The organism is Halosolutus amylolyticus (assembly GCF_023566055.1).
Classification (GTDB): domain Archaea; phylum Halobacteriota; class Halobacteria; order Halobacteriales; family Natrialbaceae; genus Halosolutus; species Halosolutus amylolyticus.
The window spans coordinates 111,738-131,951 of the sequence record NZ_JALIQP010000006.1 but is presented as its reverse complement, the minus strand read 5'-3'; the positions used below and the strand labels follow the sequence as shown (position 1 = coordinate 131,951).

Here is a 20,214-nt window from a genome sequence, read left to right as displayed (position 1 = left end):
CAATGGTTTCGGAACTCTTCGACGCGGATCGGTGGGAACCGATCGACGACTTCGACTTTCAGGACCTCACCTACCACCGGGCGGTCGACTCCGGGACGGTCCGGATCGCGTTCGATCGACCGGAAGTGCGCAACGCCTTCCGGCCGGGAACGGTGGACGAACTCTACGACGCGCTGGATCACGCCAAGCGACAGACGGACGTGGGGTGTATCCTCCTGACGGGGAACGGCCCCTCGCCGAAGGACGGCGGCTGGGCGTTCTGCTCGGGCGGCGATCAGACGATCCGGGGCGAGGACGGCTACCAGTACGAAGGGGATGAGGAACGCGCATCCGAACAGGGGCGACTCCACATCCTCGAGGTCCAGCGACTCATCCGCCACATCCCGAAGGTCGTCGTCTGCGTCGTGCCCGGGTGGGCCGTCGGCGGCGGGCACTCCCTGCACGTCGTCTGCGACCTGACGCTGGCCAGCGAGGAGCACGCGAAGTTCCTCCAGACCGATCCCGACGTGGCGAGTTACGACGCCGGCTTCGGCTCCGCGTATCTCGCGAAACAGATCGGCCAGAAGAAGGCCCGTGAGGTGTTCTTCCTCGGGAAAACCTACTCGGCCGAAGAAGCTGCAGAGATGGGGATGGTCAACGAGGTGGTTTCCCACGAGGAACTCGAGGAGACCGCGCTCGAGTGGGGCGATCGGATCAATTCCAAGAGCCCGACGGCGATGCGGATGCTCAAGTACGCGTTCAACATGACCGACGACGGCATGATCGGCCAGCAGGTGTTCGCCGGCGAGGCGACCCGGCTTGGCTACATGACAGACGAAGCGAAGGAGGGTCGGGACGCGTTCGTCGAAGGCCGAGAGCCGGAGTTCGACGACTACCCGTGGCACTACTGACTCTCGCCACCGCGTGAACGCCGCCGACGCCGGCGAGGACGATATCGGACGACGATCGACCGCACTGCCACGGTCGACCGCAATGCCAACGTTGACACTCTCTCGAGTGGGATACTCGACCAAATGAGCACGGCGGAGGTCGACATCTCGCGGACGAAGGCCTGGCTGATGGCCGTACGCCCCCAGACGTTGCCGGCCGCGGCGGCGCCGGTGATCGTCGGGACGGGACTCGCGGTCCACGACGGCAAATTCGCGTTCGTCCCGGCAGTGATGGCGTTCGTCGGCGCGGCGCTGATCCAGGTCGGAACGAACTTCGCGAACGACTACTACGACGCGATCAAGGGCGCCGACACCGACGATCGCGAGGGGTTCACCCGGGTCACTCAGTCCGGGCTCATCCCGCCCGAACGGGTCAAACTCGCGACGATCGTCACGTTCGGGCTGGCGATCGTCGCGGGGACCTACCTCGTCTACCGCGGCGGGGTCCCGATCCTCGTGATCGGCCTCGTGAGCGTTCTCTGTGGCTGGGCGTACACGGGCGGTCCCTACCCGCTCGGCTACCACGGGCTCGGCGACCTCTTCGTGTTCGTCTTCTTCGGCCTCGTCGCCGTGACGGGAACATACTACGTGCAGGCGGCGGCCGTCCTCGCCGAGCCACTCGCGACGACGGTTCCCGCCGGGACGATCACCCTGGACGCGATCGTTGCCAGCCTCCCGATCGCGAGCCTCTCGACGGCGATCATCGTCGTGAACAACGTTCGCGACAGGGAGACCGACGCGGAGGCGGGCAAGCGAACGCTCGCCGTCCGGTTCGGCTACTTCTGGAGCCGCGTCGAGTACGTCGGGCTGTTCGCGCTGGCCTACGTCACGCCGCTGTGGTTCTGGCTCGCCGCGGGCTACGGGCCGGCGGTCCTGCTCCCGCTGGTGAGCCTCCCCTACGCCATCCCGATCGCGCGGACGATCTGTACCCGGACCGACGGCGAGGCGCTCAACCCCGCGCTCGAACGGACCGGAAAGCTCCTCGCGCTGTACGCCGCCCTGTTCGCGGCCGGCCTGGTGATCGTATGAGCCACGAGACGGATCTCACGTTCGAGTACCGCCCGTTCTCACTCGCGCTCGATCGACCGCTGGGAACGGCGAACGGGTCGATCGACACCCGCGACGGCTTTCTCGTCCGGGTCACCGACGCCGACGGAACCGTCGGCTACGGCGAAGCGTCGCCGCTACCCGGCTGGACGGAATCGTACGCCGACTGCGAGGCGGCCCTCGATCGGGCGCGAGAGGCGTTCCGAACGGGAGACGAACGCGACGCGCTCGAGGCGGTCGATCGCACGTCCGCGGCCCGACACGCGGTCACGCTCGCGCTCGCCGACCTGGAGGCGACCCGGGAGTCGACGCCGCTCTACCGGTATCTCAGCAAGGGGCCCCTCGTCGGCCGGGTGCCGGTGAACGCGACGATCGGCGACGGCGATCCGTCTGAAACCGTAACACGGGCGCGTGATGCCGTCGATCGCGGCTTCGACGTCTGCAAGGTGAAAGTCGGCCGACGGAGCGTCGAGGAAGACGTCGAACGGGTACGGCGGGTTCGCGAGGCGGTCGGGAGCGGGGTCGACCTCCGCGTGGACGCGAACGAGGCCTGGACCGTCGCGGAAGCCGAGACCGCGATCGCGGCTTTCGCCGACCTCGGCGTGTCGATACTCGAACAGCCGCTCCCGGCCGGGGCGCTCGAAGGCCACGCCGCGCTCCGGGGCGACGGCGTCGCGATCGCGCTGGACGAGGGGCTTCTCGAACACGGCGTGGACGCGATCTGCGGGGCCGGAGCGGCGGACGCGGTCGTTCTCAAGCCCATGGCGCTGGGCGGGATCGACGTCGCACGCCAGGTCGCGGCCTGGGTGACCGAACTCGAGATCACGCCGGTGGTGACGACGACGATCGACGCCGTCGTCGCGCGGACGGGGGCCGTCCACCTCGCCGCGGCCATTCCGGAGGTCCCGGCCTGTGGCCTCGCGACGGCCGAGTTCCTCGCCGAGGACCTCGGTCGCGACCCCGTTCTCCTCGAGAACGGTTCGGCGGTCGTCCCGCAGGCGAAAGGGCTCGGCGTCGAGGGGGTGTGGGAGGCGTGATCGGCGGTCCGGCCGAGTGGCCGACCCGGGACCTGCTCTCCCATCGTGCGGCGACGACGCCGCAGCGGACCGCCCTGATCGACGTCGAAACGGACGAGGCGTGGACCTTCCGCGCGTTCGATCGCCGCGTCGATCGGGTCGCGAGCGCGCTCGAGGCGGACGGTGAGCGGATCGGCGTACTGATGGACACGCGGCCGGCCTTCGCGACCGTCTTCTTCGCCGCGATGCGGATCGGATCGACCGTCGTCCCGCTGAACGTCCGCGAGACGGCCGGCGAACTCGCGTCGAAGGTCGAGCGCACGGGACCCGACGCCATCGTCTGCGAGCGATCGACCGAGTCGACCGCGTACGAAATCGCAGTCGACGCGAGGGTGGTGTCGGTAGACGACCCGGGCGATGATCGGATGGCACGGCTTCCTCACCACGGTAGCGATGAGGACGCCGATGGCTCCGGTGCGGCCTCGATCGACCCCGTCTCGCTCGCACCCGACGACACCGCACTCGTCATGTTCACGTCGGGCACCTCCGGCGAGCCGAAGGCCGTCCGACTGACGATCGACAACCTCGTCGCCAGCGCGTCCGCCTCGGCGTTCCGGCTCGGCGTCGATCCCGACGATCGGTGGCTCTGCTGTCTCCCGATGTACCACATGGGTGGGCTCGCACCGGTGATCCGGTCGGTGCTGTACGGGACGACGGTCGTGATCCAGCGGGAGTTCGATCCCCGGGAGACGGCCCGCGTCATCGACGAGTACGACGTGACGGGTGTCTCTCTGGTACCGACGATGTGCAGGCGACTGCTCGACGCCGGCTGGACCCCGCCCGACTCGCTGCGGTTCGTCCTGCTCGGCGGTGCGCCGGCCTCGAGCGAGTTGCTCGAGCGCTGTCTCGAGGCCGGCGTCCCCGTCCACCCGACCTACGGGATGACCGAAACGGCCTCGCAGATCGCGACCGCGACGCCGGACGAGACGCGCGCTCACGAGGGGACCGCGGGCCAGCCGCTGGTCTGTACCGACGTCGCGATCGTCGACGACGACGGACGCCCCGTCGAGACGGGCGAAGCCGGCGAGATCGTCGTCTCCGGCCCGACGGTGACGCCGGGCTATCTCGACGACGACGCGACCGCGGCGGCGATCGGCGATCGCGGACTCCACACGGGCGACGTCGGCTACCGCGACGCGGACGGCCGACTCTGGGTGCTCAACCGGCGGAGCGATCGGATCGTGACCGGCGGCGAGAACGTCGATCCGGGCGAGGTCGTCGCGGTGCTCAGGGAGGATCCGGCCGTGGCGGAGGCCGCCGTCGTCGGCCTCGACGATCCGGAGTGGGGCGAGCGGGTGGCGGCGCTCGTCGTCCCGGCGGCCGGCCCCGGCGAAAACTCCTCGCAAAACGTCGACCCGCCCCGCCTGCTGGACCGCTGTGCCGATCGGCTCGCGGGGTTCAAGCGCCCGAAGACGATCGCCGTCGCGGACTCGCTGCCCCGGACCGCCTCGGGAACCATCGATCGGGCGGCCGTCCGGGATCGACTCCGCGAGGACGGGATCGACGTGACGCGCGGCGAGTGACGGTGAGTCGCGACCACCAGCGGAGAGGCGCGTCCACTGGCGGTGCGGCGCACCCGGTGACGGTGCTCGTCGTCGCGGGCCTGGGCGAGAGTCCCGGGCGGAACGGGAGTTAAGGCGGTCCCGTGCCAATAGCGACTCGTGTGCACGCTCACCCTCGCCTGGCAGGTCTTCGACGAGGCCCCGGTGACGGTCGCCGCGAACCGTGACGAAGCGATCGATCGGGAGTCGATCCCGCCCGGCGTGTACGACGATGACCCGCTCACGATCGCGCCGCGGGACGCCGAAGCCGGCGGCACGTGGATCGGGTACAACGAGCACGGCGTCTTCGCCGGCGTCACGAACCGCTGGAACGACGCCGACCTCGCCGGCGAACGATCGCGGGGCCTGCTCGTGGCCGACGTCCTCGAGTCCGAGTCGGTGGCCGAGGCGGCGACCGTCGTCGAGGAGACGACCGCGGACTACGAGTACGAGGGGTTCTACCTCGTCGTCGCCGACGCGTCGGACGCGCTCTGTTTCAAGTGGGACGGGGAACTCGAGCGAACGCGCTTCGACCCCGGCGTCCACGTCGTCGTCAACGTCGCGGTCGACGACGACGCCGAGATCCCGCCGATCCGGCGGGAGCGATCCCGGGAGCAGGCGGCGAACGCCCGCGAGGTTCGACGGGAACTCGCGGCCGAACCGGACGAGACCGCCGCGGAGTGGCTCGATCGCGCCGGTGACGTGCTCGGCGACCACGAGTACGGCGTCTGCATCCACGAGAACGGGTACGGGACGCGATCGTCCTCCCTGCTCGCGATCGGCGAGGACACCCGGTACCTGTATGCGCCCGGCCCGCCCTGTGCGACCGACTACGAGCGGGTCGCACCCGGTCGGGACGCGAGTGCCGTCGAGGGCGAAGGGCACATTTAAGCGGTTCGATCCATCTTATCCACACATGGACGGATTCCTGCCTGTCGCGTCGAACACGGAGGGGTGGTCCCCGTGAGCGTCGCTGCGATCGAAGCGGAGCTCTCCGCGGACGAGCGAGCGGGACTCGAACTGGTTCGCGAAACCGGTGGCATTCACCAGAGCGACTTCTGGAAGGAACTCGACGTCTCCTCGCGCAAGGGGAGTCGGATCGTCGAATCGCTCGTCGAGAAGGAACTCGTCGATCGGGAGGAGACGGTCTACGACGGGCACAACACGTACTACATCACGCCGACGGCCCGCGACCTCGATTTCACCCTCCTGATGGCCGGCGACATGCTCTCGCCGTTCATCGGCGAGGAGGAGGTCGATCCGAACAGCGACGCCTTCTCGCAGTGGATCATGAACCTCGCCTACGAGGAGTGAGCGCCCTATCGGTACGGGCAACGCTCGACACCGATCGGTTCTCGGTGGTACGGACCGTCTCGAGTGACGTCATCGGATCGACCGCGAGGTAATCGAAGAGGTGGATTCGGCCGTCACTCGTAGGGATCGAACCGTTCGATCAGCACGAACGGGTCCCGTTCCCGGTTGTAGTAGGGGACGTCGCCGTCGATGACCTCGATCAGTCGCCGGTGGACTTCGCGGGCGGCACGTCCCTCGTCGGCATCGAGGTGGTGCAGGCCGCGCATGTCGGTCCAGAAGCTGCCATCGAGCCAGAGCAGAGTCTCGTCGTTGGACTGGTAGACGACGTCGCCCTCCTCGGTCAGTCCGTCGATGGCGAGCTGGCGGCCGGAGAGCTGTGCCCGCGCGAGGACGGCGACGAGCTGTCGCCGCGACACCGGCGCGTGCAACGCGACGTCGTCGATCGTCTCGCCGAAGTACCCCTCGACGAGATCGCAGGCTCGCGAGAACTCGTCGAACTCGACCTCGTGGTCCTGTGCGATCTTCATGGAAATTCGATTGGATATCCGCTGTGAGAACTGTAAGCAATGTTAATATAAAAAGGTATCTCCGATCGGGATCGTCAGGCGTGACGACCGATCGCCGACCGGGAACGATGCCCACCGCCGGACTGGAACGGGGGTGACCGCGGCGGGCCTGGTAAGCGCGCTGGCCGCCCGGATCAGGCGATCGCGCTGGCCGCTCGGATCAACCGTTCTTCGCCGAACGCGGGACCGACGAGTTGCAGGCCGACGGGGAGGCCGTCGGTTTCTCCTGCGGGAACGGAGATCGCGGGCAGGTCGGCGAGGTTGACCGGTACCGTGTTCGCGTCCGCGAGGTACATCTGCAACGGGTCGTCGAGGCTCTCGCCGAGTTCGAACGGCGGCACTGGCATCGTCGGCGACGCGAGGACGTCGGCCTCCGAGAGCGCCTCGTCGAAGTCCTGCTTGACCCACGCGCGGGCGTCCTGAGCCTTCTTGTAGTACTTGTCGTGGTAGCCGGCCGAGAGCGCGTAGGTTCCAAGGAGGATGCGCCGTTTGACCTCGTCGCCGAACCCTTCCTCGCGGGTCCGGGCGAACGCCTCGTTCCAGTTTCCGTCGGCGTCGGCGTCGTGGCCGTACCGGACGCCGTCGAACCGGGCGAGGTTCGAGGACGCTTCCGACATCGCGATCACGTAGTAGGCCTCGACGGCGTGTTCGATCGAGGGGAGGCTGACCTCGTGGTACTCGGCCCCGCGGTCCTCGAGGTCGGCGATCGCGTCCCAGAACGTCTCGACGACGCCCTCGTGGGCCCCGTCGAGCAGTTCGGTCGGCACGCCGATCTGCAGGCCGTCGACGTCGCCGGTGGCGGCGTCGGCGTAGGTTTCGTCCGCCTCGAGTGGCCCCTCGTGCGTCGTCGCGTCCCGATCGTCGCTCCCCGCGATCACGTCGAGCAAGGCGGCCGCGCCCTCGACGGTGGTCGCGAAGGGGCCGATCTGCTCGAGACTGTTCCCGTAGGCGACCAGCCCGTAGCGCGAGACCAGCCCGTAGGTCGGTTTGATGCCGACGACGCCGCAGAACGCGGCGGGACAGCGGACCGAGCCGCCGGTGTCGGAGCCGAGCGCGAGGTCGGCCTCGCCGGCGGCGACGGCGGCCGCCGATCCGCCGGAGGACCCGCCCGGAACGCGGCCGGGAGCGGCCGGGTTCTCGACCGAGCCGAAGTACGACGTCTCGTTCGTCGTTCCCATCCCGAACTCGTCCATGTTCGCCTTGCCGACGATCGTCCCGCCGGCGGCTTTCACCCGTTCGACGACGGTGGCGTCGTAGGGCGGAACGTAGTCCGCGAGCATCCGCGAGCCACAGGTGGTCCGGACGCCCTCGGTGGAGATGTTGTCCTTGACGGCGATCGTCTTCCCGGCCAGCGGGCCGTCATCGTCGCCCTCGATCCGCTCCTCGGTGATGAAGATGTTCGACGACATGATCAGGAAACGTTCGGCCCCTTGAAGTAGCCGTCCTCCGTTTCGGACGCGTTCCGGAGCGCTTCCTCGGTGTCCAGCGAGTCCCGCTCCTCGTCCGGGCGCATCACGTTCGTCAGCGTGGTCTCGCGATCGACCTCCGGCACCTCGTCGAGCGTCTCGAAGTACTCGAGGATGTCCGCGAACTGCCCCGTGAACTGGTCGACCTCCTCGTTCGTGAGGTCGACGCGGGCGAGTTCCGCGACGTGGCGGACCTCCTCGGTACTGACGGCGTCCTCGCTCATACCTGATCCCACCGGCCTCCGGAGAGTAAGGGTTTCGATACCGTCGGGAAGGTCCCGACGTCGAACCGCCTCCCGTCGCCGACCGAATCCCGACGTTCACCGGTGGTACGATCGAAGTAGTTAAGTGTTGACGAGTGATCATTCGCGTCCACGCTAGAGCGTTTTCCAGCGAGCGTCTCGACCCAGTTTCAACACAATGACTGATTCTCCCATCCGAACGCGGAGCACCGAGCGGCGCCAGAGCGAATCCGAATCGCCCGGTGAGCGGGCGGACGAACACGAACAGGCCGACGAGCGCGAGCAGTGCCCCGAGTGTGGCGGCCGACTGCTCTCGAACGCCGAACGCGCCGAGACCGTCTGCGACGACTGCGGCCTCGTCGTCGACGAGGGCGAGATCGATCGCGGACCGGAGTGGCGCGCGTTCGACGCCGCGGAGAAAGACGAGAAGAGTCGCGTCGGTGCTCCCACGACGAACATGATGCACGACCAGGGGCTCTCGACGAACATCGGCTGGCAGGACAAAGACGCCTACGGGAAGTCCCTGAGTTCCCGCCAGCGCCAGAAGATGCAGCGGCTTCGCACCTGGAACGAGCGGTTCCGCACCCGCGACTCGAAAGAACGCAACCTCAAGCAGGCGCTCGGTGAAATCGATCGGATGGCCTCGGCTCTGGGTCTCCCCGAGAACGTCCGCGAGACCGCCAGCGTCATCTACCGCCGCGCGCTCGAGGAGGACCTCCTCCCGGGCCGATCGATCGAGGGCGTCGCGACGGCCTCGCTGTACGCCGCCGCTCGCCAGGCCGGCACGCCGCGGAGCCTCGACGAGATCTCGGCCGTCAGTCGCGTCGGGAAAGACGAGGTCGCCCGGACCTACCGGTACGTGATCCGCGAACTCGGCCTCGAAGTGAAGCCGGCCGATCCCGAGAGCTACGTCCCCCGCTTCGCGAGCGACCTCGACCTCTCCGACGAGACCGAGCGGCGCGCTCGCGGGCTCCTCCAGACGGCCAAGGAGAACGGGGTCCACTCGGGGAAGTCGCCGGTCGGCCTCGCCGCCGCGGCGGTCTACGCCGGGGCCCTCCTGACGAACGAGAAGGTCACCCAGAACGACGTCAGCGAGGTCGCGAGCATTTCGGAGGTTACCATCCGCAACCGGTATCACGAACTGCTCGAGGCCGAGGAAGGCGCACCCGCCTGAGAGACGCCCGTCCGCTATCGATTTCAACAAACTCTTGTCCCGTTCTAACCCGACACTAACCGCCGAAGCAACCGGCTAATGGGTGCATATTCAAACCCTTCGAGGTGGGGATGGCGAGTATGAACTGTGATAACTGTCGCGCGGACGAGGTCGCGTACACGCTCACGACCCACGTCGACGCCGACGGTGCGGACCCGATCGATCTGCACTTCTGTTCGACCGAGTGCCTCCGCGTCTGGACGTAGTGTCGAGAGCCGCCTCGGGAGAAGCCGGACGCGTTACGGATCCCCGTCGTAGACGTCGGGATTCTCCTCGCCGGCGACGTCGACGACGGCGAGTGCGCCCTTGTGGACGACGCGGCTGAGCGCGTGGTCGACGATCTTGACCGGGCCGGGGACGGGGAACTCCATCTCGCCGGCCGCGGTCGTCCCGGGGGCGATCGGGGCCGTCTCGATGTTCTTGTCGGGTTCGGAGAGCAGGTCCCCGTCGCGGTAGTAGTTGCTCCAGACGTTCCCGATCGGGTGGAGCGAACTCAGCAGGTTCGGGCCACCGTTGGCGAAGTAGACCCGGGCGGTCTCGCCCGTGTTGGCCTCCATCGGTCCGACGCCGTCCTCGGTGAAGCCGTAGGCCTGGCCGTTGAACACCACGTAGGTGGGCTCTTCTTTCTTCATGGCGTCGAAGTCGAAGCCGTGGTGGCCTTCCTCGCCGACTTCGCCATCCGTGTAGATCTCGTGCTGGCCGAGGTAGAACTCGTGGTCGACCTCGGGGAGGCCGTCCTCGGGTTCGACGAGGATCGAGCCGAACATCCCGGAGCTGATGTGCTGGTCCATGTTCGGGACCGCACAGTGGTAAATGAACGCCCCGGCGTACTCGGCCGTGAAGCTGATCTGCGTGGGGTCGTCACCCGGGGCGAGCGTCGTGGCGTCCGCACCGCCGCCGGGACCGTAGACCGCGTGGAAGTCGACGTTGTGCATGTCGATGTTCATGTCGTCCGGGACGTCGAACGTGAGGTTCACCGTGTCGCCCTGGCGGACCCGGACCATCGGACCGGGGACCTGTCCGCCGAAGGTCATGTACTCGAAGGTGACGCCGGGCTCGATTTCGGCGGTCACGCGCTCGGTCTCGAGCGTGATGTCGTGTTCGCGGGGCTCGTTCCAGTCGACGGGACCGGGAATGTCGGTCGGGTCGCGAGCGATCCGATCGGCGTCCACAGCCTTCGCCGCAGGCAGTCCCTCCTCGTCCTCGCTCTCGGTACTGTTCTCCGACGCGTCGGCGTCGTTGCCGAGACAGCCGGCGACCGCGACTGCGCCGGTTGCTCCGATCACCTGCATGAACCGCCGTCGATTTGCTGTGGTTTGGGTCATTGTGCTTCTCCTCGGTTCTACGTACACCCTGCATACGTTCAGCACCCTCGGCGATTCCCCCGGAGAAAGAAAACCCCAGAACATGTTCGGCGACATGGCCACGGTGAGAGACGAACGCGATCCGGCGGACAACCGGTTTTGAAACCCCGTCGCGTACATTATTCGGTATGGGTTCGACGGCTCCTCCAGGTAGGACCGACGCGTCGTTACTGTCGACGATCGACGTCGAGTCGACACGCCGCACCGTCAACGGCGTTCGGCTCCACGTCGTCGCGGCCGGTGACGAGACCGATCCGCTCGTCGTCTTGCTCCACGGGTTCCCCGAGTTCTGGTACGGCTGGCGCGCCCAGATCGAACCGCTGGTCGCGGCCGGCTACCGCGTCCTCGTGCCCGACCAGCGCGGGTACAACCTGAGCGAGAAACCGGCCGCCGTCCGGGCGTACCAGCAACGTGTACTCGCGCGAGACGTCGTCGAACTCGTCGAAACCGAGGGGGCGGCGTCGGCCCACGTCGTCGGCCACGACTGGGGCGGGTCCGTCGCCTGGGAACTCGGCCTGTCCCATCCGGACGTCGTCGATCGGCTCGCGATCGTCAACGCGCCGCATCCGACGGCCTACCGGGAGCAACTCCGATCGAACCCGGAGCAGTTGCGGCGAAGCTGGTACGTGATGGCGTTTCAGCTCCCCTGGATTCCGGAACTCGCCTGTCGGGCGACCGACTTCGGCGTTCTCGAGCGAGCGCTCCGCGAGACGTCCGCGACAGGGACGTTCACCGAGGAGGAACTGGCCCACTACCGTCGCGCCTGGGGGCAGGACGGTGCGATCACCGGGATGCTCAACTGGTACCGGGCGGCGGCCCGGTACCCACCGAGTCCGTCACGGGAGCGTGTCGCAGCGCCGACGCTCGTCGTCTGGGGCGAAGACGACACCGCACTGGTTCCGGAACTGGCCGTCGAGGGCCACCGATACTGTGACGACGGTCGCCTCGAACTCCTGTCCGAGACGAGCCACTGGGTCCAGCACGAACGGCCGGAGCGGGTGACCGATCTTCTGCTCGATCACCTGGGAAACTAGCCGTTCGACCGCCAGATGACGGTCACGACTTCGTCGTCCAGGTCGACGGTCTCGTAGGCGTAGCCCCGGTCTTCGAGTTTCGGGTAGAGGAACTGCGGCGCGCGATCGTTGCGCTGGACCAGGACCGTCTCGGTGTCGAGGTCGGCGAGCGTCTCGAGCGTCTCCGTCAGCGGTTCCGGCGGCCCGAGCATGCGGACGTCGATCACCTCGCGCGGGCGATCGGACGGTGCGTCGGTGCGGTCGATAACGGACGAGGGTGACTGCATACGTCTCAGTACGGGTTCGGCCGGCCTGTGTCTCGTCCCGGACGTGTTCGGGTCGGGTCCCGATTGGCGGGAGGGATGCTGAGAGCGGGGCGCGAGCCATGGTCGAGGTGTCCGGGCGAACGCGCCGAACCCGTTCGGGAGCAAATCCGCATACGTGGCGTGCGTCGACTCGATCGAACGTCACCGTGGGCTGTCACGGCGGGGACCGCCGCGCCTCTCGCCAGCCGTTCGGTCTCCCGTCCCTCGATCGGAGCCGACACGCGGTGACCGTGTTACGAGAGCCATGATCGAATCCCACCCACGCCCCGAGTCGGTCGATCGAGTCGCTTCCGTTCCGCTGGTCGCCGTCCTCGCCGTCGCCGACGCGCTCGTCGTGACGGCGTTCGTCGCCGTCGGCCTGCACAGCCACGGGATGGCGCCCTGGGAGTTCCCGGCCCACACCGTCCGCACCGCGACGCCGTTCGTGATCGGGTGGGCGACCGTCGCCGCGCTCGTCGGCGCGTATCGCGGCCGGGTTCTCGAATCGGCCCGGCGGACGGTCGCCGTCGTCGGTCTCGCCTGGATCGGCGCGTCGCTGCTGGGCGGCGCGATCCGCGCCACCTCGCTGTTTCCCGGCGGCGCGCCGCCGTCGTTCTTGCTCGTCAACGCGGTCCTCGGCCTCGGGTTCGTCCTCCCGTGGCGACTCGCAGTGACCGGCACCATCCGCGGATGGCGGGGACGACGGTGACGCCCGATCGAGCCGGGCGGCCGGTCGGCCGGCGAGGGGAACGTGTTCGGCGCCACGGCTACCGGTCGCGTCGACGACTATCCACCGTGGCATGAGTTCCTGCTCGCTCTGCGGGCTCCCGACGCCGGAGCCCCCGGTGACAGCCACAGACGTCGAGGGGCGCTTCTGCTGTCGGGGCTGTCTCGAGGTGAGCGCGACCCTGGAGACCGTCGAGGACGTCGATCGCGAGTGCGTCGTCGAGCGGGCCTCAGAGTCAGTCGATCGAGAGGTTCCCGACGGGGCGACGGAGACGTTCCTCGCGATCGACGGGATGCACTGTTCGACCTGCGAGGGGTTCGTCTCCCTGCTGGGCGAGGGCGAGGACGGAATCCTCGCGGTCGAGGCGAGTTACGCGACCGACACCGCCCGCGTCGTCTACGATCCCGATCGGCTGGACGAGGCCGACCTCCCCGACGTGCTCTCCGGCTACGGGTACGACGCGCGATTCCGCGACGACGACGAGCGCACGCGCGCCGACGAGGACCTCGTCGAGCGGCTGCTGGTCGGCGGCTTCCTCTCGATGCTCGTCATGCCGTGGTACCTGTTCTACCTCTATCCCAGCTACGTGGGGATCGAGACGGGCATCCTCTCGGTCGACGCGACCTCCCCGCTCGGAACGACCATCCCGTTCGCGATGATCGGCCTGTTCGCCGGCGGCGTGCTGTTCTACACCGGCTACCCCGTCCTGCGCGGCGCGTACGTCAGCCTGCGGGTCGGCCAGCCGAACATGGATCTGCTGATCGCTATCGCGGCGGTCTCGGCCTACGCCTACAGCACGGTCGCGCTCGCGACGGGCAGTACCCACCTCTACTACGACGTCACCGTCGCCGTGATCATGGTCGTCAGCCTGGGTACCTATTACGAGCGCCGGATCAAGCGCCGGGCAACCGACCTGCTCGCGGACGTGACGGCCGCGCAGGTCCGCGAGGCGACTCGCAGACTCCCCGAAGGCGAGGGAACCGAAACGGTCCCGATCGATCGGCTCGCGGCGGGCGACGAGGTCCTCGTCAGGCCCGGCGAGCGGATTCCCGTCGACGGCACGGTGATCGAGGGGACGGCGGCCGTCGACGAGTCGGTGCTCACCGGCGAGTCCCTGCCGGTCACGAAGCGGCCCGGAGACCGGGTCGTCGGCGGCGCGATCGTGACCGACAGCGCGCTCGTCGTCGCAGTGGGCGCGGACGCCGAGAGCACGCTCGATCGCATCGCGACGCTCATGTGGGAGATCCAGAGCGCGACGCCTGGCGTCCAGCGGCTGGCCGATCGGCTCGCGACGATCTTCGTCCCCTTCGTCCTGACGCTCGCGGTCGTCGTCACGGGGTGGCGACTCGCGACGGGAACACCGATTCCGGACGCGGTACTGACCGGGCTGACCGTGCTCGTCGTCTCCTGTCCCTGCGCGATGGGGCTAGCGACCCCGCTGGCCGTCGCTTCCGGCCTTCGCGACGCGCTCGAACGCGGGATCGTCGTCGCGAACGCGGCCCTCTTCGAGTCGGTCTCGTCCGTCGAGACGATCGTCTTCGACAAGACCGGCACGCTGACAGCGGGTGAGATGACCGTGCGCGAGGTCCACGGGGAGGCCGACGCGATCGATCTCGCGGCCGCCGTCGAGCGTCGGTCCGAACACCCCGCCGCCGCCGCGATCGTGGCCCACGCGGTCGAGGGTCCGGAAAGTGATCGAATTACGGCCGACGGCGGCCACCTCGATCACGCGTCCGGCGACGTGCGTTCCACGGGCGAGGACGTCCTCGACGTGACCGACTTCGAGCGCCACCCCGGCGAGGGCGTGAGCGCGACGGTCGCGGGCGCGAGGGCCGGCGACACCGACGATCCTCGAGACGCCGATCGCGTCGTCGTCGGCACGCCCACCCTCGTCGAGCGGCTTGCCGGGCCGGTCCCGGACGCCCTCGAATCGGCCGTCGCGGACGCTCGAGATCGGGGCCGACTCCCCGTCGTCATCGGCTACGGCGGGGCGGCACGGGCCGTCGCCGTCGTCGGCGATCGGACGCGATCGGAGTGGCGATCGGTTCTGGAATCGTTCGCGGATCGCGAGGTGGTCGTGCTGACCGGGGACGACGCGGCCGCGACGACGACCGTCCGCGAGCATCCGGCGGTCGATCGCGTCTTCGCGGGCGTCCCGCCCGACGGGAAGGTCGAGACCGTCCGGCGACTCTCCCGGGAAGGTGTGACGGCGATGGTCGGCGACGGGACGAACGACGCGCCGGCGCTGGCCGCGGCCGACGTCGGTATCGCGCTCGGGAGCGGGACGGCCCGCGCGACCGACGCCGCAGACGCGGTCGTGACCGCGAGCGATCTCCGCGCCGTCCGGTCCGTGTTCGACCTCGCCGAGGGCACCCGGCGGCGCATCCGCGAGAACGTCGGCTGGGCGCTGCTGTACAACGCCGTCGCGATCCCGCTGGCCGCCGCGGGGCTGATCAACCCGCTCTTCGCGGCCGTCGCGATGGCGACCAGTAGCGCCCTCGTCGTCCTCAACTCGTCGCGATCGGTGCTAGAGGACGATCGGTGAGAGCAGTCGGTAGATCCACTCGATAGGGCATCACAGAACACTTGATTGGAGGACCGAACGATCTCCGGCGAGAGGGAGAGTGGAAACACCCTCTACGTCTCAGAGACATCGATCTGGGGAAGTACGAACCGTACAACGTTTCCGCGAGGGGAATTCTCGTCAAAGACGAGTTCACCCCCGAGAGAGTCGACACACCACTGCATCACCCATAGACCGACGCCAGATCCGTGGTAGGTGGTACTCGCCGTGATGTCCTCTCTGAGAACGTCGACTTCGACGTCCGGGATAGCTGGTCCAGTATCAATGATGCGTATCTCCCCCTGATCAGTGTCCGGCACTGTGGTGATGAGTACCTCGACAGACGAGGTGTCACGGTCGTTGTGGACGATCGCGTTCTCGATGGCGTGTTTGATCGCGTGGCGAAGGCCCCTGTCGGCGCTAACCCAGACATCGGCCCGAATATCGACAGTTAGCTCGATGTCTGTATATTCAGCACGCGTCTCCGTAACGACTTCTCGGACCAGATCTGCGATATTCGACGGAGAGCGCTGTGTTGCGTCGGGCTTCGCGATCTCCTCTATTTGCTGAATCGAGTCGCTCAACGTCCCGATCTCCGTGGCAATCTCCAGAATCGTCTCGACCTCCTGTTCGAGCGTCTTTTCTTCGACGGCGCTTTTGAGACGGTCGGCGTACCCCATAAGTACGTTCGTCTCGTTTCGGAGGTTGTGTCGGACGACGCGATTAAGGAGGCGTAATCGTCGCTCTCGTGCCTTGTACTCACTAATATCGCGAATTTCGGCGACGACATACGTGTTCCCTCCGATCGTCGTCTGATTGAGGCAGACGCGAACCCAGACCAGTTCACCATTGGACCGTTCGACCCGCCATTCGAACACCTGTGAATTCCCATCGGCTGCAGCGTGGATTCGACGGATTGCCGAGTCCTGCGAAAATTTCGTCGAAGGGGCGGTATACTCCTCGATCTTCATCTCGAGTAGTTCCTCCCGAGAGTAGCCGTATATCCGCTCTACCTGTTCGTTCATATCGATGAGTTGTCCTGTCTCCGGCTCCCGTAAGGTGATACCAATATCCAGGTCATCGAACGCCGACGGTAACACAACATCCTGGGTATCATCCATAAGAACTACCAGAAAAGAGACCATATAAACTCTCGAATAGAGGAAGCGGCTGCCTGGTAGTTACTTTCATCTCGATCGGTTCTTCAGATATTTCGACGCGGCTTTCTGCAATCGGCCAATATATTTAACAGGTGAAAGGTCGTCTTGTAGATAACTGAATTTACATATGGAACATACTCCTCTACCGGATGGTTACCGGGCCCTCGTCGATACGTTCCCAAACGGTGTCTTAGTACTGTTCGACGCTGACCTCCGCTATCGTATCATTGGCCCCGAGACCCTCCCGTTCTCGAGGAGAAGGGCTACGGAGATGGTCGGCAAACAGCTCGGCGAACTTTTCCCCGAGGAAACGGTAACCGAACTCGAGCCGAAACTTCGGGACACGATCGATGGTTCCTCTCGATCATTCGATACAGAATACCAGGGTCGAATCCACCATCTCGAGACGAGATCAGTGCGTATCGATGACGAGTCGTACGGCGTACTGGTCACGCAAGAAGTGACTGACGCTCGCCAAACAGCAGCGGAACTCGAACGCCAGAACGAGCGCTTAGACCAGTTTGCAAGTATGGTGTCCCACGATCTTCGGAACCCCCTGGCGGTCGCGCTGGCAGAACTCGATCAGTATCGCGAGACCGGTGACGAGGCCAACCTGGATGGAGTTGCGGACGCATTGGGACGAGTCGAGGATCTCGTTGTGGATCTTACAGCGCTCGCCCGGTCCAGTACTTCGGAAAAGGAGCACGAACGTGTCTCGCTGTCTGCTATCGCACGAGACGCGTGGAAATCGATCGATACCCAGTCTGCGACCCTCGAAACGCAAAACTCCACGATCGACGCCGACAGGAGCCAGTTGCAGGCACTTTTCGAGAACCTGTTCCGGAACGCAGTTGGCCACGGCGGGAGCCACGTAACTGTCCGAGTTGGCCCCGTAGACGAGGGGTTCTACGCCGAGGATACCGGAGAGGGGATCCCGCCGGAAAAACGAGAGCAAGTGTTCGAACATGGGTTCACGACGAGCTACGGTGGGAGTGGGGTCGGATTGACGATCGTGCGGCGAATCGCCGAAGATCACGATCTTGACGTGTCGCTTGCCGAAAGTCCAGAGGGTGGTGCTCGGTTCGAATTCCGGTGAGATCTGCGCAACTGTCTCGGCTCGTCCGCGAGAGATCCGTTTCTGTTCACGGATCTCTCGTCGTGATTATTTGTTCGGAATCGACGACGCGTACCGCCGGTATCGCCGGATCGTGTCGCCGTCCTCGTCCTGCAACTCGACGACGAACTCCTGCTGGCCGACCACCTCCTCGAGTTCGTCCTCGCGTATCGTGAACTCGAACGGCGGGTCGTCGACGCGCTCGACCTCGCGATCGCCGCTCGTCACGACGACGTGGTCGATTCCCTCCGACTCGGAGAGGTGACAGTGGATCTCCCCGTCCGATCGGGTACACAGCAGGTCGGGGTTCACGTCCGAGCCGGATCCGCCCTGTAGCGTCGTCTGGAAGTCGAGCGTCATCGGCCCGACGGGGAACGTCCCGAGGATCAGGACGATCGCCAGGAAGATCGAGAGGTTGATCTTCGAGCCCTGGCGGGCGATCGTCCGCAGGATCGGCGACTCGGCGCTTCGACGGAGGCGGATCACGAGCGGGACGACCACGGCGTGGGTCAGCGGCCCCCAGAGGAGGAGTACGAATCCGTACGATCGGATGTACCGGAGGATCGTCCAGTCGATCCCGTAGGAGAGCACCAGGTTCGACGCCGACCAGCAGAAGAAGCCGAAAAAGAGCAGTCCGACGCTCTTGAGCAGGCGCCAGATCGGCGTGTTGGCGTAGTAGACGCTCAGGAGGTCCCGCCAGGCCTGGCCGAGGACGCGGCTGAGGAACTCGAAGGGCGATGCGGTCGCGTCGGCGTCGGAGTGTGTCATGAGTGTGAATCGGGCGAAACGGGTCGTGAGATCGATCGGAAACGGTTCGACGGGTCGATCAGGCGCCGATCGACCAGAGCTGTGTGAGCAGATACCAGTTCAGCAGGTAGGTGATCACGAACGCGGCGAGGAAGATCAGACAGAGGACGAACGTGCCGCGCATCTCGTAGGCGTGGACGGGGTCGTCGGGGTCCTGTGCCATCCCGAGTCCCCCGTCGGCGATCAGATCTGCGTTGTCCCCGTTCTCGACCCGATCGCCGAAGACCAGCGAGCCGACGGCGACGAGGACGAACAGGACGCCGCCCACGATAGCCAGCAACGCGAAGATCCCGAAGATCGCGAACAGCGGCGACGCGGCCGAGAGGCTGAACTCGGTGCCGGGGATGTTCTCGACGACTTCGGACGTTCGGCGCGGGATGCCGTAGAGGATGCCGACGTACATCATCATGAGGACGGCGACGCCCATCGCGGCCGAGTAGAAGAACGGCTGGATCGACGCGAGCCGTTCGGAGACGTACTGGCGCATGAACATGGTCCGGATCACGAAGAAGGCCAGCCCCATGAACGCGACGGTGGTCCCGAGGACGACGGTCCCGTGGAAGTGGCCCACCGTCGCGAACGTGTTGTGCCAGGTCATGTTGAGCTGGAGCTGCCCCATCATCACGCCGGTGATCCCGCCGAGGAAGCCAAAGAGGATGATCGAGAAGATGGTCGAGGAGAACACCGGGTTCGACCACGGTGCGGACGTGAGCCAGCCGAACAGTCCGCCGCCCTTCCCGCGCTTGCGGCGGCCGGCCTCGATCCCGGCCGGGATGGCGAACGCGTGGATGAGGCTCGCGAACGTCGCGCCGTAGAACGCGTAGGAGGTGTTCCAGATGCGCCACCCGGTCGAGACCGCGGGATCCGACAGCAGGTGGTGTGCCGCGCCGAGGTTGATGAAGAACAGGTAGAGGATGAACGCCGTCCGCGAGACCTTCTCGCTGACGACCTCCGCGCCGGCGACGACGTGGGTCAGGAAGTACCAGACCGCGATCATCGCGACGAGGTTGATCTGCTGGGTGCCGTGGCCGATGATCCAGTACATCTGGCGGTACCAGGCGGCGTCCCACCACTGGATCAGTTCCAGCCGCCACAGCAGGGCGGGACCGAACGCCAGCAGGCCGCCGACCAGCGCCTCGACGGCGATGATCGACGTGACGAACGCGGCGAAGCTGACGAGCGGAAGCGTCTTCCCCGGATTCTCGCGCTTTTCGCGCCACATCGAGACGAAAAACGGCAATGCCGCGACGACGGTACCCAGGATGAACACGCACGCGCCGGCGTAGAACAGCGGCGAGATCGGCATCGGGACGTAGGCCGTCAGCAGCGGTGCCTCGTTCGGTGCCTCGGTAGTCCAGATGGCGTAGTTGACGAGCACGGCCCCGCCGACCATGACGGCCCAGCCCGCCTTCGCGATTCGCGTGAGCGGCAGCCGTCTGCCGAGCACCATCGGCCCGCCGACGTAGAGGATTGCGACCTCCATGAACACCATCCAGAAGATGAGCAGGTTCCACGCGTGGAGGCTGAGGTGCGTGTAGAAGGCGTCGGCCCCGAGGAGGCCGATCACTTCCCAGCGGGTCATCGCCACGGTGAACGCGAAGATTCCGCCGTACAGTAGGGCGACGACCGCCGTGAGCCCGAACAGTTTGACGTGGTTGTCGACGGAGCGGTGGACCTCGAGTCCCGTCACGGAGCAGGTTCGGAAGCCGTCGTCGCGATACTCGTTGTCGAACAGCCCGAGAACGTCTAGCTTGTGTGCCATCGATA

20 protein-coding genes are annotated in these 20,214 nt (G+C 66.6%); 12 read left to right on the top strand and 8 right to left on the bottom strand.

Going from position 1 to position 20,214, the window contains the following annotated elements; all coding sequences use genetic code 11:
* Positions 1-2 precede the first annotated feature (2 nt).
* From MUN73_RS19905 to MUN73_RS19880, 6 genes are all read left to right on the top strand, one after another.
* Positions 3-890: a 1,4-dihydroxy-2-naphthoyl-CoA synthase gene (locus MUN73_RS19905; RefSeq protein WP_250142264.1), complete on the top strand. Its 888-nt coding sequence runs from the start codon at positions 3-5 to the stop codon at positions 888-890.
* A 123-nt stretch (positions 891-1,013) separates the two neighbouring features.
* A complete protein-coding gene (locus MUN73_RS19900; protein ID WP_250142263.1) occupies positions 1,014-1,958 on the top strand; it encodes a 1,4-dihydroxy-2-naphthoate polyprenyltransferase in 945 nt (314 codons plus the stop codon).
* Positions 1,955-3,013, top strand: a complete 1,059-nt coding sequence (gene menC, locus MUN73_RS19895; protein WP_250142262.1) for an o-succinylbenzoate synthase — start codon at positions 1,955-1,957, stop codon at positions 3,011-3,013. Before MUN73_RS19900 ends, menC begins: the two co-directional genes overlap by 4 nt.
* The gene (menE, locus tag MUN73_RS19890; protein WP_250142365.1) at positions 3,013-4,575 is read left to right on the top strand and encodes an o-succinylbenzoate--CoA ligase; all 1,563 of its coding nucleotides are present in this window, start codon (positions 3,013-3,015) and stop codon (positions 4,573-4,575) included. Before menC ends, menE begins: the two co-directional genes overlap by 1 nt.
* A 138-nt stretch (positions 4,576-4,713) precedes the next feature.
* A complete protein-coding gene (locus MUN73_RS19885) occupies positions 4,714-5,484 on the top strand; it encodes an NRDE family protein (RefSeq protein WP_250142261.1) in 771 nt (256 codons plus the stop codon).
* A gap of 72 nt (positions 5,485-5,556) precedes the next feature.
* Positions 5,557-5,907, top strand: coding sequence for a helix-turn-helix transcriptional regulator (locus MUN73_RS19880; RefSeq protein WP_250142260.1), 351 nt, complete (start codon positions 5,557-5,559; stop codon positions 5,905-5,907).
* A 113-nt stretch (positions 5,908-6,020) separates the two neighbouring features.
* Here MUN73_RS19880 and MUN73_RS19875 read toward each other — a convergent pair whose 3' ends face one another.
* The 3 genes from MUN73_RS19875 to gatC form a co-directional block, all read right to left on the bottom strand.
* Positions 6,021-6,434, bottom strand: coding sequence for a DUF8048 family protein (locus tag MUN73_RS19875; protein WP_250142259.1), 414 nt, complete (start codon positions 6,432-6,434; stop codon positions 6,021-6,023).
* Between the two features lie 173 nt (positions 6,435-6,607).
* Positions 6,608-7,882 carry an Asp-tRNA(Asn)/Glu-tRNA(Gln) amidotransferase subunit GatA gene (gatA, locus tag MUN73_RS19870; protein WP_250142258.1) on the bottom strand — a complete coding sequence of 425 codons (1,275 nt, stop codon included), beginning with the start codon at positions 7,880-7,882 and terminating at the stop codon, positions 6,608-6,610.
* 2 nt (positions 7,883-7,884) lie between these two features.
* A complete protein-coding gene (gatC, locus tag MUN73_RS19865) occupies positions 7,885-8,163 on the bottom strand; it encodes an Asp-tRNA(Asn)/Glu-tRNA(Gln) amidotransferase subunit GatC (RefSeq protein WP_250142257.1) in 279 nt (92 codons plus the stop codon).
* 196 nt (positions 8,164-8,359) lie between these two features.
* Between gatC and MUN73_RS19860 the strand changes: the two genes are divergently transcribed.
* Together MUN73_RS19860 and MUN73_RS22640 are read left to right on the top strand one after the other, a co-directional pair.
* Complete coding sequence (locus MUN73_RS19860; RefSeq protein WP_250142256.1) at positions 8,360-9,355, top strand: transcription initiation factor IIB; 996 nt, start codon at positions 8,360-8,362, stop codon at positions 9,353-9,355.
* A gap of 119 nt (positions 9,356-9,474) precedes the next feature.
* Positions 9,475-9,600 (top strand): hypothetical protein, encoded by a 126-nt coding sequence (locus MUN73_RS22640; protein WP_265339326.1) that lies wholly within the window; start codon positions 9,475-9,477, stop codon positions 9,598-9,600.
* 33 nt (positions 9,601-9,633) lie between these two features.
* Here the strand turns inward: MUN73_RS22640 and nirK are convergent, their stop codons facing one another.
* Positions 9,634-10,719 (bottom strand): copper-containing nitrite reductase, encoded by a 1,086-nt coding sequence (gene nirK, locus MUN73_RS19855; protein WP_250142255.1) that lies wholly within the window; start codon positions 10,717-10,719, stop codon positions 9,634-9,636.
* 167 nt (positions 10,720-10,886) lie between these two features.
* Here nirK and MUN73_RS19850 point away from each other — a divergent pair, with 167 nt between their 5' ends.
* On the top strand, positions 10,887-11,792 hold the full coding sequence (locus MUN73_RS19850) for an alpha/beta fold hydrolase (RefSeq protein ID WP_250142254.1): 906 nt from the start codon (positions 10,887-10,889) through the stop codon (positions 11,790-11,792).
* On the opposite strand, the gene MUN73_RS19845 is transcribed toward MUN73_RS19850, so the two are convergent.
* Complete coding sequence (locus MUN73_RS19845; protein WP_250142253.1) at positions 11,789-12,058, bottom strand: DUF2249 domain-containing protein; 270 nt, start codon at positions 12,056-12,058, stop codon at positions 11,789-11,791. The two genes, MUN73_RS19850 and MUN73_RS19845, sit on opposite strands and share 4 nt — an antisense overlap.
* 283 nt (positions 12,059-12,341) lie before the next feature.
* On the opposite strand from MUN73_RS19845, the gene MUN73_RS19840 reads away from it, so the two are divergent.
* Positions 12,342-12,785, top strand: a complete 444-nt coding sequence (locus MUN73_RS19840; RefSeq protein ID WP_250142252.1) for a DUF3054 domain-containing protein — start codon at positions 12,342-12,344, stop codon at positions 12,783-12,785.
* 91 nt (positions 12,786-12,876) lie between these two features.
* Positions 12,877-15,348: a heavy metal translocating P-type ATPase gene (locus tag MUN73_RS19835; protein ID WP_250142251.1), complete on the top strand. Its 2,472-nt coding sequence runs from the start codon at positions 12,877-12,879 to the stop codon at positions 15,346-15,348.
* Between the two features lie 92 nt (positions 15,349-15,440).
* Here the strand turns inward: MUN73_RS19835 and MUN73_RS19830 are convergent, their stop codons facing one another.
* Positions 15,441-16,487, bottom strand: coding sequence for a sensor histidine kinase (locus MUN73_RS19830; protein ID WP_250142250.1), 1,047 nt, complete (start codon positions 16,485-16,487; stop codon positions 15,441-15,443).
* Between the two features lie 166 nt (positions 16,488-16,653).
* On the opposite strand from MUN73_RS19830, the gene MUN73_RS19825 reads away from it, so the two are divergent.
* Positions 16,654-17,622: a sensor histidine kinase gene (locus tag MUN73_RS19825; RefSeq protein ID WP_250142249.1), complete on the top strand. Its 969-nt coding sequence runs from the start codon at positions 16,654-16,656 to the stop codon at positions 17,620-17,622.
* A gap of 66 nt (positions 17,623-17,688) precedes the next feature.
* On the opposite strand, the gene MUN73_RS19820 is transcribed toward MUN73_RS19825, so the two are convergent.
* Together MUN73_RS19820 and MUN73_RS19815 are read right to left on the bottom strand one after the other, a co-directional pair.
* Positions 17,689-18,408 carry a hypothetical protein gene (locus tag MUN73_RS19820; protein WP_250142248.1) on the bottom strand — a complete coding sequence of 240 codons (720 nt, stop codon included), beginning with the start codon at positions 18,406-18,408 and terminating at the stop codon, positions 17,689-17,691.
* Between the two features lie 58 nt (positions 18,409-18,466).
* A complete protein-coding gene (locus MUN73_RS19815; RefSeq protein WP_250142247.1) occupies positions 18,467-20,209 on the bottom strand; it encodes a cytochrome c oxidase subunit I in 1,743 nt (580 codons plus the stop codon).
* Between the last annotated feature and the right edge of the window lie 5 nt (positions 20,210-20,214).

Coding starts and splice junctions, on each gene's coding strand:
- menC (WP_250142262.1), top strand. CDS start 1,955: ATGAGCCACGAGACGGATCTCACGTTCGAGTACCGCCCGTTCTCACTC.
- gatC (WP_250142257.1), bottom strand. CDS start 8,163: ATGAGCGAGGACGCCGTCAGTACCGAGGAGGTCCGCCACGTCGCGGAA.
- MUN73_RS19825 (WP_250142249.1), top strand. CDS start 16,654: ATGGAACATACTCCTCTACCGGATGGTTACCGGGCCCTCGTCGATACG.
- MUN73_RS19850 (WP_250142254.1), top strand. CDS start 10,887: ATGGGTTCGACGGCTCCTCCAGGTAGGACCGACGCGTCGTTACTGTCG.
- MUN73_RS19875 (WP_250142259.1), bottom strand. CDS start 6,434: ATGAAGATCGCACAGGACCACGAGGTCGAGTTCGACGAGTTCTCGCGA.
- MUN73_RS19815 (WP_250142247.1), bottom strand. CDS start 20,209: ATGGCACACAAGCTAGACGTTCTCGGGCTGTTCGACAACGAGTATCGC.
- nirK (WP_250142255.1), bottom strand. CDS start 10,719: ATGACCCAAACCACAGCAAATCGACGGCGGTTCATGCAGGTGATCGGA.
- MUN73_RS19860 (WP_250142256.1), top strand. CDS start 8,360: ATGACTGATTCTCCCATCCGAACGCGGAGCACCGAGCGGCGCCAGAGC.
- MUN73_RS19900 (WP_250142263.1), top strand. CDS start 1,014: ATGAGCACGGCGGAGGTCGACATCTCGCGGACGAAGGCCTGGCTGATG.
- MUN73_RS19905 (WP_250142264.1), top strand. CDS start 3: ATGGTTTCGGAACTCTTCGACGCGGATCGGTGGGAACCGATCGACGAC.
- gatA (WP_250142258.1), bottom strand. CDS start 7,882: ATGTCGTCGAACATCTTCATCACCGAGGAGCGGATCGAGGGCGACGAT.
- MUN73_RS19845 (WP_250142253.1), bottom strand. CDS start 12,058: ATGCAGTCACCCTCGTCCGTTATCGACCGCACCGACGCACCGTCCGAT.
- MUN73_RS19840 (WP_250142252.1), top strand. CDS start 12,342: ATGATCGAATCCCACCCACGCCCCGAGTCGGTCGATCGAGTCGCTTCC.
- MUN73_RS19830 (WP_250142250.1), bottom strand. CDS start 16,487: ATGGATGATACCCAGGATGTTGTGTTACCGTCGGCGTTCGATGACCTG.
- MUN73_RS19820 (WP_250142248.1), bottom strand. CDS start 18,408: ATGACACACTCCGACGCCGACGCGACCGCATCGCCCTTCGAGTTCCTC.
- MUN73_RS19835 (WP_250142251.1), top strand. CDS start 12,877: ATGAGTTCCTGCTCGCTCTGCGGGCTCCCGACGCCGGAGCCCCCGGTG.
- MUN73_RS22640 (WP_265339326.1), top strand. CDS start 9,475: ATGAACTGTGATAACTGTCGCGCGGACGAGGTCGCGTACACGCTCACG.